This is a genomic window from Pseudoalteromonas sp. 5Ae-yellow, assembly GCF_014077565.1.
Lineage (GTDB): Bacteria > Pseudomonadota > Gammaproteobacteria > Enterobacterales > Alteromonadaceae > Pseudoalteromonas.
The window spans coordinates 1-16871 of the sequence record NZ_JACGWD010000084.1; the positions used below are offsets into that span (position 1 = coordinate 1).

General features: G+C 39.3%; 16 protein-coding genes. 9 read left to right on the forward strand and 7 right to left on the reverse strand.

Translation table 11 applies throughout. The features are described from left to right. Nucleotides 1-205 precede the first annotated feature (205 nt). The 4 genes from H4J63_RS17445 to H4J63_RS17460 form a co-directional block, all read right to left on the reverse strand. Nucleotides 206-994: a PhzF family phenazine biosynthesis protein gene (locus H4J63_RS17445; protein ID WP_182197752.1), complete on the reverse strand. Its 789-nt coding sequence runs from the start codon at nt 992-994 to the stop codon at nt 206-208. A gap of 19 nt (nt 995-1013) precedes the next feature. After that, nucleotides 1014-1487 carry a pilin gene (locus H4J63_RS17450; RefSeq protein ID WP_010554538.1) on the reverse strand — a complete coding sequence of 158 codons (474 nt, stop codon included), beginning with the start codon at nt 1485-1487 and terminating at the stop codon, nt 1014-1016. Continuing rightward, nucleotides 1484-2308 carry a hypothetical protein gene (locus H4J63_RS17455; RefSeq protein WP_010554537.1) on the reverse strand — a complete coding sequence of 275 codons (825 nt, stop codon included), beginning with the start codon at nt 2306-2308 and terminating at the stop codon, nt 1484-1486. The genes H4J63_RS17450 and H4J63_RS17455 overlap by 4 nt, the downstream gene beginning before the upstream one ends. A 70-nt stretch (nt 2309-2378) precedes the next feature. After that, on the reverse strand, nt 2379-2993 hold the full coding sequence (locus H4J63_RS17460) for a SemiSWEET family transporter (RefSeq protein ID WP_182197763.1): 615 nt from the start codon (nt 2991-2993) through the stop codon (nt 2379-2381). A gap of 289 nt (nt 2994-3282) precedes the next feature. Here H4J63_RS17460 and H4J63_RS17465 point away from each other — a divergent pair, with 289 nt between their 5' ends. Both H4J63_RS17465 and H4J63_RS17470 read left to right on the forward strand, forming a co-directional pair. Further along, nucleotides 3283-4416 (forward strand): PepSY domain-containing protein, encoded by a 1134-nt coding sequence (locus H4J63_RS17465; protein ID WP_024605420.1) that lies wholly within the window; start codon nt 3283-3285, stop codon nt 4414-4416. A gap of 49 nt (nt 4417-4465) precedes the next feature. Beyond that, nucleotides 4466-5626 carry a lipopolysaccharide assembly protein LapB gene (locus H4J63_RS17470; protein ID WP_182197754.1) on the forward strand — a complete coding sequence of 387 codons (1161 nt, stop codon included), beginning with the start codon at nt 4466-4468 and terminating at the stop codon, nt 5624-5626. A 50-nt stretch (nt 5627-5676) separates the two neighbouring features. On the opposite strand, the gene H4J63_RS17475 is transcribed toward H4J63_RS17470, so the two are convergent. Genes H4J63_RS17475 through H4J63_RS17485 form a run of 3 tightly spaced genes read right to left on the reverse strand, consistent with a single transcriptional unit; the run spans nt 5677 to nt 8627 of the window. Further along, complete coding sequence (locus tag H4J63_RS17475) at nt 5677-7224, reverse strand: PH domain-containing protein (protein WP_182197755.1); 1548 nt, start codon at nt 7222-7224, stop codon at nt 5677-5679. After that, nucleotides 7217-7750 carry a PH domain-containing protein gene (locus H4J63_RS17480; RefSeq protein WP_182197757.1) on the reverse strand — a complete coding sequence of 178 codons (534 nt, stop codon included), beginning with the start codon at nt 7748-7750 and terminating at the stop codon, nt 7217-7219. The genes H4J63_RS17475 and H4J63_RS17480 overlap by 8 nt, the downstream gene beginning before the upstream one ends. A 28-nt stretch (nt 7751-7778) precedes the next feature. Continuing rightward, entirely contained in the window at nt 7779-8627 is an 849-nt protein-coding gene (locus tag H4J63_RS17485) for a D-hexose-6-phosphate mutarotase (protein ID WP_182197759.1), read from the reverse strand. Between the two features lie 427 nt (nt 8628-9054). Between H4J63_RS17485 and H4J63_RS17490 the strand changes: the two genes are divergently transcribed. From H4J63_RS17490 to H4J63_RS17520, 7 genes are all read left to right on the forward strand, one after another. Continuing rightward, a complete protein-coding gene (locus tag H4J63_RS17490) occupies nt 9055-9537 on the forward strand; it encodes a MarR family winged helix-turn-helix transcriptional regulator (protein ID WP_002960189.1) in 483 nt (160 codons plus the stop codon). A gap of 99 nt (nt 9538-9636) precedes the next feature. Further along, entirely contained in the window at nt 9637-10959 is a 1323-nt protein-coding gene (locus tag H4J63_RS17495; RefSeq protein WP_024605151.1) for a hypothetical protein, read from the forward strand. A gap of 127 nt (nt 10960-11086) precedes the next feature. Then, nucleotides 11087-11482, forward strand: a complete 396-nt coding sequence (locus H4J63_RS17500) for a YbaN family protein (RefSeq protein ID WP_007580453.1) — start codon at nt 11087-11089, stop codon at nt 11480-11482. 124 nt (nt 11483-11606) lie between these two features. Next, entirely contained in the window at nt 11607-12239 is a 633-nt protein-coding gene (locus tag H4J63_RS17505) for a PepSY-associated TM helix domain-containing protein (protein ID WP_024596097.1), read from the forward strand. Further along, nucleotides 12239-12742, forward strand: a complete 504-nt coding sequence (locus H4J63_RS17510) for a DUF2271 domain-containing protein (protein ID WP_259365815.1) — start codon at nt 12239-12241, stop codon at nt 12740-12742. The genes H4J63_RS17505 and H4J63_RS17510 overlap by 1 nt, the downstream gene beginning before the upstream one ends. Before the next feature lie 34 nt (nt 12743-12776). Further along, a complete protein-coding gene (locus tag H4J63_RS17515; protein WP_182197762.1) occupies nt 12777-13622 on the forward strand; it encodes a DUF4198 domain-containing protein in 846 nt (281 codons plus the stop codon). Between the two features lie 545 nt (nt 13623-14167). Continuing rightward, entirely contained in the window at nt 14168-16696 is a 2529-nt protein-coding gene (locus H4J63_RS17520; RefSeq protein WP_220467242.1) for a TonB-dependent receptor, read from the forward strand. The last annotated feature ends 175 nt before the right edge of the window (nt 16697-16871 follow it).

Genomic DNA, 16871 nt, shown 5'->3' on the forward strand with positions numbered 1-16871 from the left:
CATGTCCCGTCTGTTAACATTAATCTTGGCATGTAGGTTCGGTGTAAAGTTTTCTGGCGAATTCAATTATACCTTATCTTCATGCTGTTTGTTTTTCATACCACAAAGATCAACACGCCCTAGTATAATAATAAAAAACAAGCAGTTGGTATGATTTTGAAATAAATAATTAAACCTTGTTCCTTGTCAAATATAAAGCTCCTAATTAAATATAAATAGTGCCTTTTAAATACCTTACAGCATGCCCCGTTAAGGTGACGGTTGTATCACCCACTTCACATAGTAAATACCCGCCTCTGCTTGAAGCCTGATAAGCAGTTAACGTAGTTTTACCCAATTGCTGCGCCCAGTAAGGTGCCAAACCAGTATGAATAGAGCCTGTTACATAATCTTCGTCGCCACCGCTTGCAGGCCAAAAATAACGAGATATAAAATCATATTCAGCACTTGCAGCAGTGGCCACTACATCAAGTGGATAAAGCGTTTTTAAAAGCTCTGAGCTAGTTTTTAATTCAAGTATTTGATCGGCGTTTTCATAAATAACAAAGTAGGCTTGTCGATTTTTAAGCACTTTACTCGGTTGTATAGACAGGCCATCAAGCAGTTGCTGCGGCACATTTTGCACTTCAACCGGTGCTTGTTTTGGAAAGGTCATTGCAAAGCTGCCATCAGCGTTTTTATTAACGATTAGCTCGCCCACCGCATCAGCAATAAAGCGAATTTGCGATATGTTATGCTCTTCACATAAAACATAGGCAGCCGCAAGTGTGGCGTGACCACAAAAATCGATTTCCATTAACGGCGAAAACCAGCGAATAACAAAACTTCCATCGTCTTGCAGGCAGGTAAAAGCAGTTTCAGATACGTTATTCTCAGCGCCAATCTTTAGCATTAAATCGTCACTTAACCACGATTCTAGTGGGATCACTGCCGCATAATTACCTTTAAATAACTCATTCGTAAACGCATCAATTTGATGAATAGCTAATTGCACTTTAATCCCCTAAACTATTTTATATACACGCTGAAGGTAAAATTTCTTTTGGTACTGTTGTTTTATTTTCGCCAACCGCTTGCATGCCAGTTACCGGTTCGTCAAACCCACATAACCACGCAATCGGGCTTGTAGGGCTTCCCGTTACAACTGCGGGTCTGAATGTTAAAACTGTATTTTGCAAAAGCTGTGAAGCTTTATTACCCAAACTAATATGAATAGCACCATTATCAACTGTAATACCCGTTACCCGATTACCAATCAAAAATTTACTTGCAGGTACACCTGCTTGTTCATTACTTGCTGGAAAACGCCTGTTTTCAAGATAATAAACCGTAACGTCTTCTCTAATGGCAGCAGCCATTGCAAGCGGGTCAACAAGTTCTGCTCGTTGTATATACTTACTGTATTGAGGTAGCGCAACCGCAGCTAAAATACCAATAATGGACACCACCACCATCAACTCTATTAACGTAAATCCTTTTGTTCTCATAGCACTTCTCCTAGCATAAATAGTGGTTGATAAGCCGCTTTCACAAATAAGCAAATAGACACAACAATAACCAAACCATAAACAATAACGAGCTTACTTATAAAGCTTTTAATATGTGTATTAAGTAACTTTAGCTGCAGCTTTAGTAGCGCTTTAAATTCTTCTTGGGTCTCTAAACCTAGCAGCTCGCATTGAGCTAAGTGCTCAGTTTGGGGTGTAGAAGCTTTAACACCTTCTTTATGATTACTTGGAAATAATAGCGTGGTAATTAAAGAGTTATGCTCATTAATTAATTGACGAGGAATAAGAAATTTAAATAAACCCGAAAAAGGCTTTAGCTCTGTGAGAGCACTTACATTTTTTAGCTTTAAAATAACGGTAAAAATAACACTCAGCAATAAAACGAGTAAAATAATTGGTACATACCAGTACGTAAAATAATCATCAAATACATGATTTAAAGAAACTGTATGCTTGCTATATATCTCTACAAAAGTAGGCACAACAAAAGACTGATACAACAAAGAGGATAAAACATAAATAACAAATACAATGGTTAAGTAACTAAGCCAGCCCTTGTGTTCAAACTTAAATTCGTTAACTAATTCCGGTAAACATTGATAATACGTAGCTTGCTTTTGCGATGTTGCCTCATCTTGAGATGCAATTTGCGTCGCCAGATTATGCGCTAATTTACTATGCGACCCGCTATTGGCATGCATATTTAAATGGGGCGGTGTACTCAGCTCATCTTTTTGCTCTGTACTTAGTGTTTTAGAGCTATTAACACGGCAAATATAGCCAAACTGATTCCAATTCATACTTTATCCTTTTATTAGATAAAGTAATTTGCCATAAATTAGGCTAAATAGGAACTTAAGTAGCTTGTTTTTAAGCCATTACAGGCCGCATTCTATAATATTGCATACAACCAAATTGCACAGCATTGGTAAGCAGCAGCATAATAAACATAAGTAAGTGCGCCGTGCTTGGAGCCGCTGTTGTAAGCTCAACAACTAAGCCGCAAATACCAGCAATAAACTGCAAGCTAAAGTAGCGCGCGCTTAAATTACTTACATTACCCGTACGCAATGTTTTATAAGTTTGTGGCATAACACGTACCGAACTCATCACAAGGCCAACATACGTTAAAGCGCTTAATACCGTTGCAGTATCGAGGCTTGAATTCAAAAGTAGTGAAAAAGGCAGTAACGAAAAACCTAGCATAGTAAACAACTGTACCCGTTCTCGTTTAGCTGCGTTATAACGTGCAAAAAAATACAAAATAAGTCCGCTTAACGCACCGGTTACAATAAATGGTAACGCAATATAAAAACGCTCAAAATAAATATTGTAGGTTATAAAATAAAGGCTTTGTGCTAATCCAAATGTCATCATTAATAGTGACAAACCAGAGACACTACGATTTTTTCGAATTTTGCTTAGTAATGGTAAAAAACTAAAAACCAAAATAAAAGAAGACAATATAGGCAAATAATGCACCAAAGTAACCTCGCTCGTTACATAAATGTTAATTAAAAACAGAAATAAAAACATTTAATAAACATTTGTTTTAAAAGGCTTTTACTATGAGCGCGGCATTGTAGAGCCGCGTAAATTTAACTCAACTAAATAAGACATTCTTATTTTAGGTACTGGCAAGCTAGGTATACAAAAACCGTAGAATTAAGTTCACGGTTTACTTATTTAATAGGAAACCTACTCACAAGCTATCAAATGAAAATGATAGTTGTTATCATGCGCAAGTCATTAACTGCAATATATAAAACTATCTATGAGAAAAACTCTTTTTAAAATTCACAGTTGGATCGCTCTTATAGCTCTCATTCCCTTGATTGTTATTAGTATTACAGGGAGCGTATTAGTTTTTAAAAGTGAAATAGATGGCTTACTTATGCCAAGCAGTCACTATGTTGTAAAAGCACTGCCAGAGCGCATGCCAATCGACAAATTAATCGCAAAAACAGAGCTTGCTTACCCTGAGTATGTAGTAGGTAGTTGGGAGATATTTAACGATGATACTGCTGATCGGGTTTACTTAGTTAAACGCGGGACAGAGCAATGGTATAAGTTTCATTTAAACCAGTATACGGGTGACATTTTGTCAGAGCCTGTTGGTACCAGCCATTATTTTACTGATTGGTTTTTAGAACTGCATTACACCTTTTTACTTAACGACTTTAAAAACCTGCCAGGTCAAACAGGCACAGTACTAGGCTTCTTTTTTGCTCTGTTTTTATTGGTATTAGGTATTACAGGACTCATTATTTATCGTAAATTTTGGCAGCGCCTATTTAGTGTGCGCTGGCGTGCAACACTGCAAATTGTACTTAGCGACATTCATAAAATGACGGGGGTGATAGGGTCGCCCATCATTATTATTTTAGCTATCACAGGTGGCTACTTTAACTGGGCGGTGTGGTATCACGAAGTTATTGAACACGCTGAGGAAGAGCACTTTGTACTAACCAAAAACTTGCACAGTAGCGATATTTCGTTTCAACACATACTCGATGACAGTAAAAAGCAAATACCCACTTTTAATGGTACGTTTTTAGTTATGCCACTCGAGCCTGACGAAAATATCACCTTATTCGGCGAAGTCGATACAAATAACCCACTTGCGAGCGAATATGCCAATACGGTTAGCTACGATAAGCATACAGGCGAACATTTAACTAACTGGGATATTCGCGAAGTTGGCGTTGGCTGGCAAGTAATTGATAGCTTTAGAAAACTTCATTTTGGCTACTTTGCAGGGCTAATAAGTAAAATACTGTGGTGCGTAATTGGTTTGAGCCCAGTGTGGCTAGCAGGTACTGGTTTCTACTTGTGGTTTACCCGCCGTAAACGTAAAAAACAATCACAAAAAAATCGCTCAAGTAAACGCAGTACAGCAAGTGCTTGATTAAAAACCCACCACATTGTAATGTAAAATTTAACAATGGAGTGGGTTTATGATGTTTTATAAAATAGCAGTCTGTATTACTTTTTTATATTTAGTTGGATGTAACACAACCAAGGTTCACCAAGTAGAACAACAAATAGAGCTTGAACAACTATTAAACCATTCTTTGTTTAATAAACTCGACACTCCTTCTGAGTACAGTATTTTCGAGCTGCCAAATGCTGAAAAAGAAAAATTTTTAGCCTATGCCGAAAAACAAAAACAGTCTGAAATCCGTCATGACCGCATTATTTACAACTACCTCGAAAGCAACTTAGCTAACTTTAAATACCACGGCGATACACTTACTTCAGCCCAAGCCTTAAAACTTTCGCAAGGCAACTGCATTAGCTTAACTGTTTTAACACAAAGCTATGCACAAGCTCTCGGATTAGAAACGAGCTTTCAAGAAGTAACAAGTCAGCCTGTATACGCAAAAGAAAATAATGTTGTTTATGTAGCAAGCCACTTTAGAACAAGAGTATACGCCCCAAAAGTAGAGAAAAAAGATGATAATATTGTTGAATTTTTCAGAGCGGGCACCTTAATCGACTACTTTCCTACCCGTCGCAGCTTTTATTCAAGTAGTGCAGATTATAACGATTTAGTTTCTAAGTTTTATAGTAATTTAGCTGCAACAGCGTTAGCAGGCAAACAGCTGGATATTGCTTACTCACTTATTTTACAAGCAAACAAATACACTCCCAATGATCCTGAATTATTTAATATAGCGGGCATTTTGCATCGTCGGGCTGGCGATGTGAAAAATGCAGAATTAATTTATGAAACCGCTTTTAATAATCAAGTATTGAGTATTAACTTACTTAGTAATTATCAACTTTTAGCAAAGCAGCTGGGGAAAAACGAACTAGCAGAAAAATTAGCAAAGCATTTAGTTAATAAAGAAAAAGATCCTTATGAGCTACTCGTAGTCGCTAAAAACGATTTGCAGTCAGGGCTGATAGGCAAAGCTAAAAATCACCTTGAACAAGCAATCGCAAAAGCTCCCTACATTGCAGAGTTATATTTAGAGCTAGCTAAAATTCACTACCAACAAGGGAACTCTCGACAAACCAAAAACCTACTGGAAAAGGCAATTAAGTTTGAACGAGATGATCAAAAGCACGATGTATATCAGGCTAAGTTACTGTCTTTACAGATGGAGAAGTAACTTAGCCAAAGCCCAGTTAACTTTAAGTGTTATTGATTAGTTCAGAAGTTTTACATCCAGCTGCGAGTATCTGACTCAATCTGCTTAATTGTAAAATCAATAATAAAGTCAGCATCTTGCTGCTTTATGTAGGGCATAAATACAAAGCCTGAAGCAAGTTGTATATACAGGCTTTTTAAGCCTGACTTTCTCATTAGGTACGTACTTATACTGCGCGCACTTTGCGCTTTATAAAGCTCAAAAACACGGTAATGAACGCCAATCATACCTTTGCGTACAACCATGTAAAATCGACCATTATCCTCATGCATGTAATAACCATAACGCTGATACGACAAAGTCACCAAGCCAGAAAACACCACTAAAACACCAAGGCTTATCAAAGTATTAATATCTGCAATAAAACAAAAGCCAAACACTAATACACTGGGTAACAGTGAATAAAAGCCTAAATTTTTATACAAAAGCGCTCGCTCTGCGCGCTTAAAAGCGAGTTTTTTACTATTAAACCACGGGTAAATCCATTGGCATACACTATCAACTTGTTCGCTATTTAATACAGGTAATACTAACGTTTGTTTATTTTTTTTAGCCGCCACACCGGCTGCTATTCCGCCGCTACTTGCTTGTAAACACTCAACGGTAAATCGCTTTAGTAATCGCCCCATTAGGTTTTGTTTAATAACAATAGATTGCACCTTGTCCATGCTCATAGAAAGCTGATGGCGCTCTAACAAGCCAGCAATACGTTTAAACTTTTGACCTTTAAAATAAAGCTCAAAATTATAAAAGCGAATAAGCGACATAGTCACCGATAGCATTACAGCCACCACAACTAACAAACCAATTAAGGTGATCATCGCAAAGGTAGCAGCGCTGGCCAGCATACCAAGCTCTTGTTGATAAAAGCCTTCTACTTTCGCAATAATTTGCTTCTCTAAAAAATCAACAATTAGGTTTATAAAAGGAGCAAAAGCAGCGATTGCTAAAATAGCCATATTCGACATTAAACCAAATTTGGCTATTTCTTTATTGCTAATGCTTAGGCTGTTTTCGATAGTGTCTGTTTCGCTTTGTTCAGTATTTGGTGCTTCTTGCTGTTGCTGCGCTTTAAAATCAAATATTTGTTTACGAATTTGCTGTGCATAATCTTTAGTGACACCAGGTAAAACAACTTCTTGCGACACACTGCCAGCGGCATCAAAAATACAATTAACTAAGTTTACGGGGGTAAAATAAAACGGCTCGGCAATATTAACGTTTTGCACGCGGCCAAATTTAAGCGTAAGTCGCTCTTTTTTAAATACACCTTTGTTAAGCAATATTTCGTTGTCGCTACTAATACTAAACTTAAAATTTAAATAATATAAAAATGAGTAAACAAGTAGCAAAATTAGTGCAATACCGCCTGCAACCTGCGCCCAAAACAACTTATTTTCTACTTGAGTAACAAACACGACAAGCATGGGCAGTAAGTTTAAAAGGCCATCTTTTACAAAGCGCACACTAAAGTGCACAACAAAGTATAAAAGTGCCCAGGGCGATACTTTCTGCCAGTAAATAGGGCTGGCTTTATCTTCGATAGTTGTATTACTCATCGACTAAAGCTGCCTGAGTAGTTGCGTCGTCTTGGCGGTAGTTTTGTACAAATTGGCGCATATTTTTACAATCATCATGGGTTAGCCCACTAATTTGTAAATCGGCACTTACACCGCCAGCGCTAAATAATTTAATGCTTGCAAGGCTAAGTTTTCGCTCTATTGGCCCTTGGTGTATTTCCATATGCTGTACACGCGCTAAAGGTAATACCGTCACTTGTTGCCAAATAACGCCTTTTTTAAAAGCAATGTCATGATCTCGCACTGCAAAACCTCGCAACCTCACACTTATCATGTTGTACGCCATAGATACGGCCACCAAAATTGGCATGCCAATTAGTAAATATGTTTGTGCGTTATTAGCAAAGGCTTCATTAAAATAACAAACAGCAATAAGCGCTCCAATTAGCGGTACATAAAACAGAAGCGAGCTAAGTTGTGTATGTAATAAGGCTTTATCAGCCAATGGCTTAAAGCTAATATCACTATGCTTTGGTAAATCCATTATTTGTTGATTGTTAAACACTATTTATCCCTATTACTGCTTTAATTACTTACCAACTAATGGTGGTTATTAAGGTGTGGCTTTGTTTTGGCTCAAGCGTTACTTCATCTGCCAGTACATTAGCGGCCTCTAGACACAGCATTGTTTTATATTCATCGTCAGCAAAGTTAGATAAGCGTTTTGATTTTTCTATCCATGGGTTCCACAGCACACACGAACTTGAGTTTTCGCGGCTCACATTAATAACACCTTCTGGCGTGTTAATGGTTTGTACTGCATTTGCTTGTGTATAAACCATATCGGTTTCGCGATTAAGGTTTACAACATCATTTTGTACAAATGGCCCTTCACTAAACTCAATATATTGCGCGCCTTGCAAACCATCAACATGGGTATTTGTAATATCTGAAGTTGGAAAATAGGTATGCAATGCTTGAGTAAAGCTAAATGGCACACTTCCTAAGTTAGTGGTCGTTAAGCGAACCTGTAATTTATCGCTTAATATAAACTCAACTTTTAATGCGCACTGATGCGGCCAATACGTTGTATTAACAAGTTTCATGGGGAGCTTTAAACTAACTGTAATTTGCTCATCAGATTCGTGTACTTCATCGGCTTGCCATACGCTTGTGCGCGCAAAACCGTGGGCAGGCCACCCATCATTAGCGTGTGTACCAAACCACGGCCAACAAATAGGAATACCGCCTCGAATACTCGCTCCTTCTTGATAGGTTTCCTCTTGTGAAACCCAAATAAGTGGCTTGTTATTTTTAGGGATAAACTCGGTAATTTGCCCACCTTGCAAAAATATTTTTGCGTCGCACTTTTCACTAGCTACTTTAATAAACTCAAGTCCGGATTCGCTTTGCTCAATGCTAACTGATGGCGATAATTTCATACCTTCCCCTATAATACTGATACTAAAGATTTTTAATGTTTACATCTAAACAATAATGCATGCTTAAAGTATACGCTATTGATATTAAATATTGATTGCTGAATTTGTTCATTGCCGATTAATACATATACAGTAAACTCACAAACAATTACTTTGTACTAACAGCTGTAAATGAATAATACTAAAGTCTATACAATAAGACTTGCCAATTATTCACAACATACGTACTGTGCGCAACTTAATGCACACAAGGTGCTAAGAAAATTTACCAATATTTAAACAATATAATTTTACATTAGTTACTGCTCTAACTATTAAAAACCAATAAAAGCGGGCTAAAGTACAATATATTATTTGAATTCAATTTATTTGATGTGTAACATTTCGCGATTACGGCAAACTACCGCCCCATCGACGAGATAAGCAAATGCAAAAATATGACGAGTTATTGGTTTCTTTACGTAAAGTTATCCGCGCGATTGACTTACATTCTAAGCAGCTAAATAAAACTTCGGGTTTAACTGGCCCACAATTGCTTATAATGCAAGAAGTGCAAAAAACCGATGGAATAACGGCGAGCCGTATTGCTCAAAATGTAAATTTAAGCCCAGCAACGGTTACCAATATTCTCGACAGAATAGAAAGCAGAAACTTAGTAACACGCGTACGCAGTCAAATGGATAAACGCAGAGTGAGCTTATACCTCACCGATAAAGGAAAAGAGTTACTTGATAAAGCACCTCAGCCATTGCAAGAACACTTTATTGAAAAGTTTTCTGCGCTTGCTGAGTGGGAACAGAGCCTTTTACTCTCATCAATGCAGCGTGTAGCCGCAATGATGGATGCAGATAAATTAGATGCATCGCCCCTTCTAGAAGTTGGTGCACTTACTCAAGCTCCTAAAGAATAAACAATAAAAAAAACACATAGTTTTGTACTTACTCTAAACGTAAGGCGTTTTCTGACGTCTTGAATTTTTTATTTTTTAATCACAAGCAGAGCGGCTATTATGACTAAACTCTCAAAATTAACACTAGCACTAGTCCTAGGTGGTGTTACAAGCACTTCTTATGCGTCTGATGATCTAGACACACTACAAAGCCAACTTAAACAGCTAAAGCAACAAATGCAACTGCTTGAAAATAAGTTAGCTGATGAAAAAACAAAACAACAGCAAATTAATAAGCAGCACGAACAACAAGTTGCAAACATCAGTAAAAAATCTGATCAAAAAGTAGTTGAAGTTGCCGCAGCTGAACCTGAGAAAAAAGATGAAGGCATTAAAGTTGGTGGAGCAATACGCTTTAATTACAGCACCAACACATACGATGAAGATACCCAAGATCGCGGTGGCGATTTTGATTTTGATATTTTCCGTATAAATGTATCTGGTGAAATTAACGATATTTCACTGAACGGTGAAGTACGTTTTTACGATTATATGACCGTTGTTAAATATGCTTACTTAGGTTACGAGTTTGCAGATGGCTGGGAAGGACAAGCAGGTATTGCACCCGTGCCTTTTGGTAATGGCCCATATAACTCACACAACTACTTTTTTAGTACTAACTACTATGTTGGCCTAGAAGATGACTTTGATTTAGGTGTAGTAGTAAAACGTAAACTTAAAGATAACTGGAAGCTAGACCTAGGCTTTTTCAAAAATGATGAGCTAGGTGGAGTAGACGGTGGTTCCGATAAAAGCAAGCGTTACTCTTACGATATAGTTGGAAGTGGTACTTATGATTCTGAAGCTGGGATTACTGAAGGTAACAATATTGGTGAATACAATACGTTTGCCGGGCGTGCGACGTATCAAATTGAGCACAGCAAAAATATAACTACCGATGTGGGTGTATCATTATTAAGTGGTGGCTTACATGACGGTAACGACCGTGCAGGTAACTACGGTGCATGGGCATTTCATGTTGATAGCACAATTAACAACTGGAATATCCAATTTCAACACGGTGAATACGACTACGACCTAGATGACAGTAGCGACCGTTTTGTTGTTGGTGCGTATGCTTATTACGATACCGTATCTAGCGAAGCAACTATGACTAACTTTAACGTTGCTTATAATTACTCGCTTGATTGGGGCCCAGTTACCGACATTCAATTTTACAACGATTACGGCATTATTTATGACAAGTCTGACGACAGCGCAGATACATGGATGAACGTAACGGGTATGAGTGTTGCTGCAGGTGGTTTCTTTAGTTACTTCGACTTTATTCAAGCACGTAACCAGCCATTTATTGGCGGAACAATTATTGGTGATGGCGATACAGAACGTCGCTTCAACATAAATATTGGTTACTACTTCTAAACTGTTAACCGCATTTATTTTTAAAAGGGCAAACTTAGTTTGCCCTTTTTTATTGATTTTAAGCTTCGAATTAATAGCTATTTAGCCTACAATTAGAGATACCATAACACGCCTAAAAAGAGCCTAAGTGAATATAAAAGCAGTGTTTATTTGTTATAAAAACTTATGGTTTAAAGCGCTTGGCTTAATACTTGTAGCCTTGGGTATTATTGGCATTGTGTTACCGGTCATGCCTACCACTATATTTTTTATTTTAGCGCTCACCTGCTTTACTCGCTCATCACCCGCGCTTGAACAATGGCTGTTAAACCACCCTCGTTACGGTGTAACTCTGCAGCAGTGGCAAGCTCATAAAGTAGTGCCTGTTAAAGCCAAATGCTACGCCGCCATTGGCATGTTAATTGGATTTATATTTTTACTGTATTCAGCCGCCCCTATTTGGGTTATTTATCTCGTTGCAGTAATAGAAGTATCGGTAATGATTTACCTTATTTTAAGACCCTCCAGCCCTCCTAAGCATTAAATATTCATTTTTTACCTGCATACTACCTTTGTTTTAAAGTTTTTATGTAAAGATAAGTAAGTAAATTTGTAATAGCTAATGCAAATCATTATCATGTTGTAAATTTAATTTATTTACTGTTTTTATGTCGTTTATTAATAAGCGGGCTTTGTATAGTACAAGCCGTGCTCTACATATTTATATTTCTACAGCTTTGTTTTTTTTGCTTATTTTATTTTGCGTTAGCGGCATTGTGCTCAACCATATTGATTGGCTTAAAAACGATAAAAATAACGGCCAAGTAACGGCGGTAATTCCAGCTGAGCTAGTTACCAAAGCAAATGAACAGCTAAATACGCTGCCAACGCTTTACCCTGAAATAGAAGCTTACCTAGCCGAGCAATATGCACTTACAAAAGTAAAAAGCATTGAGTGGGAAAAAGAAGACGCGCTTGTCATGCTCGACTACCCACTGCCTGCTGGGTTTGCCTACGCAGAGCTTGATTTTACAACTGGCGAGCTAAATCTTGATTACCAAACAGGTGGCTTTTTAAGCCTTATTGGCGACTTACATAAAGGCCGCCACAGCGGTGAAGTATGGAGTTGGGTAATTGATATATCGGCCGTACTAATGATTTTATTTGCCATCACCGGCATGATTATTTTGTTTCAAAATAGAAAAAAACGCTTAGCAGGAATATGGATAACCGTACTAGGAGTCGCAACTCCACTGGTTATTTATTTATGTTGGGTTCCACAAATAAAAGGAGTGTCTTAATGGTTAAATTATTTATAAGCGCCACGTTACTACTTGTAGCTGCGTTTTTTCAAACATCAGCGCATGCAAAAACACCACAGCTAGAGGTTGAATTAACGCTTCCTGACTTAGAAGTACAACCATATCACCGCCCATACGTTGCAGTTTGGCTTGAAACACCAGAGCGCAAACACGTTACAACGCTGGCACTTTGGGTGCAAAAAGCAGAATGGTTTAAAGATTTACGCCAATGGTGGCGTAAAGCTGGTAAAACCGACATTAATTTTGACGGCATTAGCGGCGCAACCAAACGCGCCGGTACTTACACTATAAATTGGCAAGGTAATGATTTAGACGGTAACCCAGTAAAACCAGGCAAATACTTACTAAATATTGAAGTTGTACGCGAAGAAGGCGGCAGAGACTACACCCGTGTTGAGCTTGATTTAACTAAATCAGGCAAGCTAACAATTGATGGTAAAAACGAGTTTTCTAAAAGCTTCGTCACTGTAAGCACTAAGTAGCTGCTACTTAATCATTTAAATTTAAGGAAATACAATGAAAATTAATTTATTAAAAACGGCATTAATCGGCGCATTGAGCTTATCTGCTTTAGTGTCAACTTCAGCAAGTGCACACGGACGTTGGTTACTACCTTCGCATACATCTTTATCAGGCGATAAAGCGCATTACGTAATGATTGACGCAAGTATTTCAAACGAAATTTTTGCACCAGACAAAGCCTTTAAACCTAAAGAAAAAGGCGCCGAGTACGACGACACATTATTAATGGCACTTGCGCCTAATGGTGAGCCAGTATCTGAAACCATTCGTGCTTATTACTTAAAGCGTAAAAGCTCAGCTGCAGTAAGCTTAACAGAGCAAGGCACTTACCATATTGCAATGACCCAAAAGCCAATGTACATGACCTTCTATAAAAACGAAGAAGGTAAGCGCAAGCGCGTATTTGGTAAAAAAACAGACGCCGAGTTACCTAGCAATGCAAAAGATGTAACTACAACGAAGGTTGTTTCAACAGTAGATACATTTGTAAGCCGAAATGGCACCTCAAAGCCTGCACAGTTAGGTTTAGGCTTAGAGCTTAGCGGTCCAACGCATCCAAACGATTTATTTGTAGGCGAGCAAGCACATTTCCAACTTCTACAAGATGGCAAACCTGCAGGTAAAGGTATTGAAGTAAGCATTTTAAAAGGTGACACTCGTTACCGTAACGAGCGTGGCGAAGTAAAAGTAACTACCGATAAAAATGGTATGTTCACAACTACGTGGAAAGAGCCTGGCTTATACCTAATAGAAACATCTAACGATGTTGAAGTAAACGAAGAAGGCGTAGACGCTGGCCGTTATGCTTTATTCACAACACTTGAAGTTGCGCCTGAATAATTTTATTCACGTAGGTTAGCACCTTATAAAGGCTGAGCACTTGCTTGGCCTTTTTACTTTTTAATAACTTTTATCCACGCTCCCCTTGAATTCGCAACCATTCGACACAAGATTGGAACTACAACGATCTAAACGCCTATATCGCGCGTAAACACTGCGGCGTGTTGGCCTTTGTGGATTGAAATTTGTTCAATCTAGGAGCGATTTAATCGCGGCGCGAGGTTTGTAACCTAGTGGGCTAAGTAAAAACTGAGTAACAAAGAGTTAATCGTTCCTAGAAAGAACCCAAAGGGCAGCGCATGTTTGGCATTTATGCTGCGTTATCGCCTATTTATGGGGAGTAACCACACTACATAGGCTCTGCCTTGCCTAAAAGCCAAACATACTGCTGCAAATTCAATCACCAAGGCAACACGCCCCAGCTTTATGTGTTAACAACTTAGAATATCTTAGATAGTTTTTATCTTTGCACTAGGGTAGCCGCTTCTATATGATGCGCTCCTTCTAAAAATCAATAGTCAGCAGCCCTTAAGGGAATCAACATCATGTTAAAGCAATTATCAGCCAAAAAAGTAGCACTTAGTCTGGCCGTTACCTCTGCGCTTAGCGCGTCTTATTCACCAGCGTTTGCTGCTGAGCAAGACACACAAGCTCAAGAAAGTATTGAAGTCATTTCGGTTACTGGTACACGTAGAAGTTTACGTAGTATTGCCGAAAGTACCGTACCTGTAGATATTATTACCAGCGGTGATATGCAAAGTACGGGTCAGCTAGAAATAAGCCAAATACTAGCAAACCAAGTACCTAGCTTTAACTACCCAAGTGCCACTATGGGTGATGGTACTGACCATGCAAAACCAGCTGTTTTACGTGGCTTAGCACCCGATCACACCCTAGTGCTAATTAATGGCAAACGCCGCCATGCAGGCGCGTTATTAAACTTAGCAGGTGTTGTTGGCCGAGGCTCTACCGCTGTTGATTTGAACATGATCCCAACCTCTGCAATTAAACGTGTTGAAGTACTGCGTGATGGCGCAGCCGCACAGTACGGTTCTGATGCAATTGCTGGGGTAATTAATATTGTACTTAAAGATGCCTCAGAAGGCGGTAGCGTTAGCGTAACGTACGGTAAATACGATACTCAAATGGCTGGTGTATCCCAGCTAGAAAGCACCTATGCAGATGCTAACGGCGACTTAGCGTTTAATACCGGTGGCGACAGAGAAGTAAACGACGGTGCAACACGCACTGTTAGTGCAAACTCTGGTTTTGCGTTATCTGATAACGGCTTTGTAAACGTATCTATTGAGTACCGCGATAACGACTCAACTCAACGCTCTGGCTTTGACCCGCGCCCACAATACGCCAAACTTGATGACGGCAGCTTAGACCCACGCGAGTTTACTATCGACCGTTACAACCACCGCTTTGGTAAAGCCGACCTTGAAGACTACGCTTTGTTTTACAACATGGGTTACGATTTAGATAATGGCTTAAACCTATACTCGTTTGGTAGTTACTCAAAACGCGAAGGTAATTCAGGTGGTTTTTACCGCAGTGCAAAAGACGACAGCAACGTGTTAGAAGTATACCCAGACGGCTTTTTGCCGCAAATTGAAACCGATGTACAAGATTACTCATTTGCACTAGGTTTAAAAGGCGAAACAGGCGAGTGGACTTGGGATGTAAGTACCAACTACGGCCGTAACGACTTTGGCTTTGGCGTTGTAAATAGCATTAATACATCGCTAGGTGCCGACAGCCCAACCGAATTTGACAACGGCGCACTGGTTTACGATCAGTTTTTAGTTAACGCTACGGCAAATACAGTTCTAGATTTTGGTTTACCAGATGACGTATTTTTTACCGTAGGTACAGAGTACCGCCACGAAAGTTACAAAATAGAGCAAGGTGAAGAAGCATCTTACATTACTGCTCTTGATAGCGACGGTAATCAAATTGCAGCCGGTGGCGCACAAGTATTAGCTGGTTTTGGCCCAGAAAGCGTAACCGACGAAAGCCGTCACAACGTAGCCGTGTTTGTTGAGTTTGATACTTACCTAACAGAAAACTGGAACCTTGTTTTAGCAGGTCGCTACGAAGATTACAGCGACTTTGGCGATACGTTTACCTCTAAACTTGCGTCGCGTTTCAGCATTACTGAAAACCTATCGCTGCGCGGTGCAATTAGCACCGGTTTCCGTGCGCCATCACTTGCTCAAAGCTCGTACCGCCAAATCTCTACCGTGCTTGAGAACAACGAACCGTTTGAAGTAGGTTTATTCCCAACCGATTCAGCAGCAGCGCAAGCACTCGGTGCACAGCCGCTTGACGCAGAAGAATCTGTAAACGTAACAGCGGGCTTTATGTACACGCAAGGCAGCTTTAGCCTAACAGTAGATGCCTACCGCATTGATATTGATGACCGTATTGTATTGTCTGAAAACTTAGAGGGCGATGCAGTTGTTGAAATACTACAAAATGCCGGTGAGCTAAATACCGATAGAGTACGTTACTTTACCAACGCGATTGACTCACGCACACAAGGTGTAGATATAGTTGCCACTTATAACTTAGATTTAGACAACTTAGGTGATTTACGCCTAAACGTAGCCGCTAACTTTAACGACACCGAAGTAACACACGTAAACGACAACCCAAGCGAACTTAACTCACTAGGTGACGACTACGTAGTGTTTGCACGTCGTGAAGTAGGTCGCTTTGAAGAAGGCACGCCAGATAGCAAATGGAATCTATCAGCAGTGTGGAACTTTAACGAATGGCAAACAACGCTTCGTGCCACACGTTATGGTGAAGTCGCTGATATATCAACCACAGCTGATCGCGATGAATACCTAGACCCTAAGTGGATCACCGACCTAGAAGTGGCATACCGTCCAGACGAATATTGGAAATTTGCCGCTGGTGCAAACAACTTATTCGATCAATACCCACAAGCAACTGTGGATAACATTGGTTACTCTGACTTTGGCCAAATATTCCCGTACACCCCGTATGCACCTTACGGATTAGACGGACGCTTTTTATACGGTAATATTACTTACAGCTTTTAATTAGTTCCCTAATAAAAGCTGAGCAATTATAAAAGGATGCATCGCGCATAATGCCAGTCAGTTAAGCTGACTGGCATCTTTCTTTTTATGGGGATACTTAGATGGTTTTGGCTTAACCCATCGGGGATATCTTCTATCCTCTCGTCTAGCTGGAAGCTTAAATAAGACCAGTGTA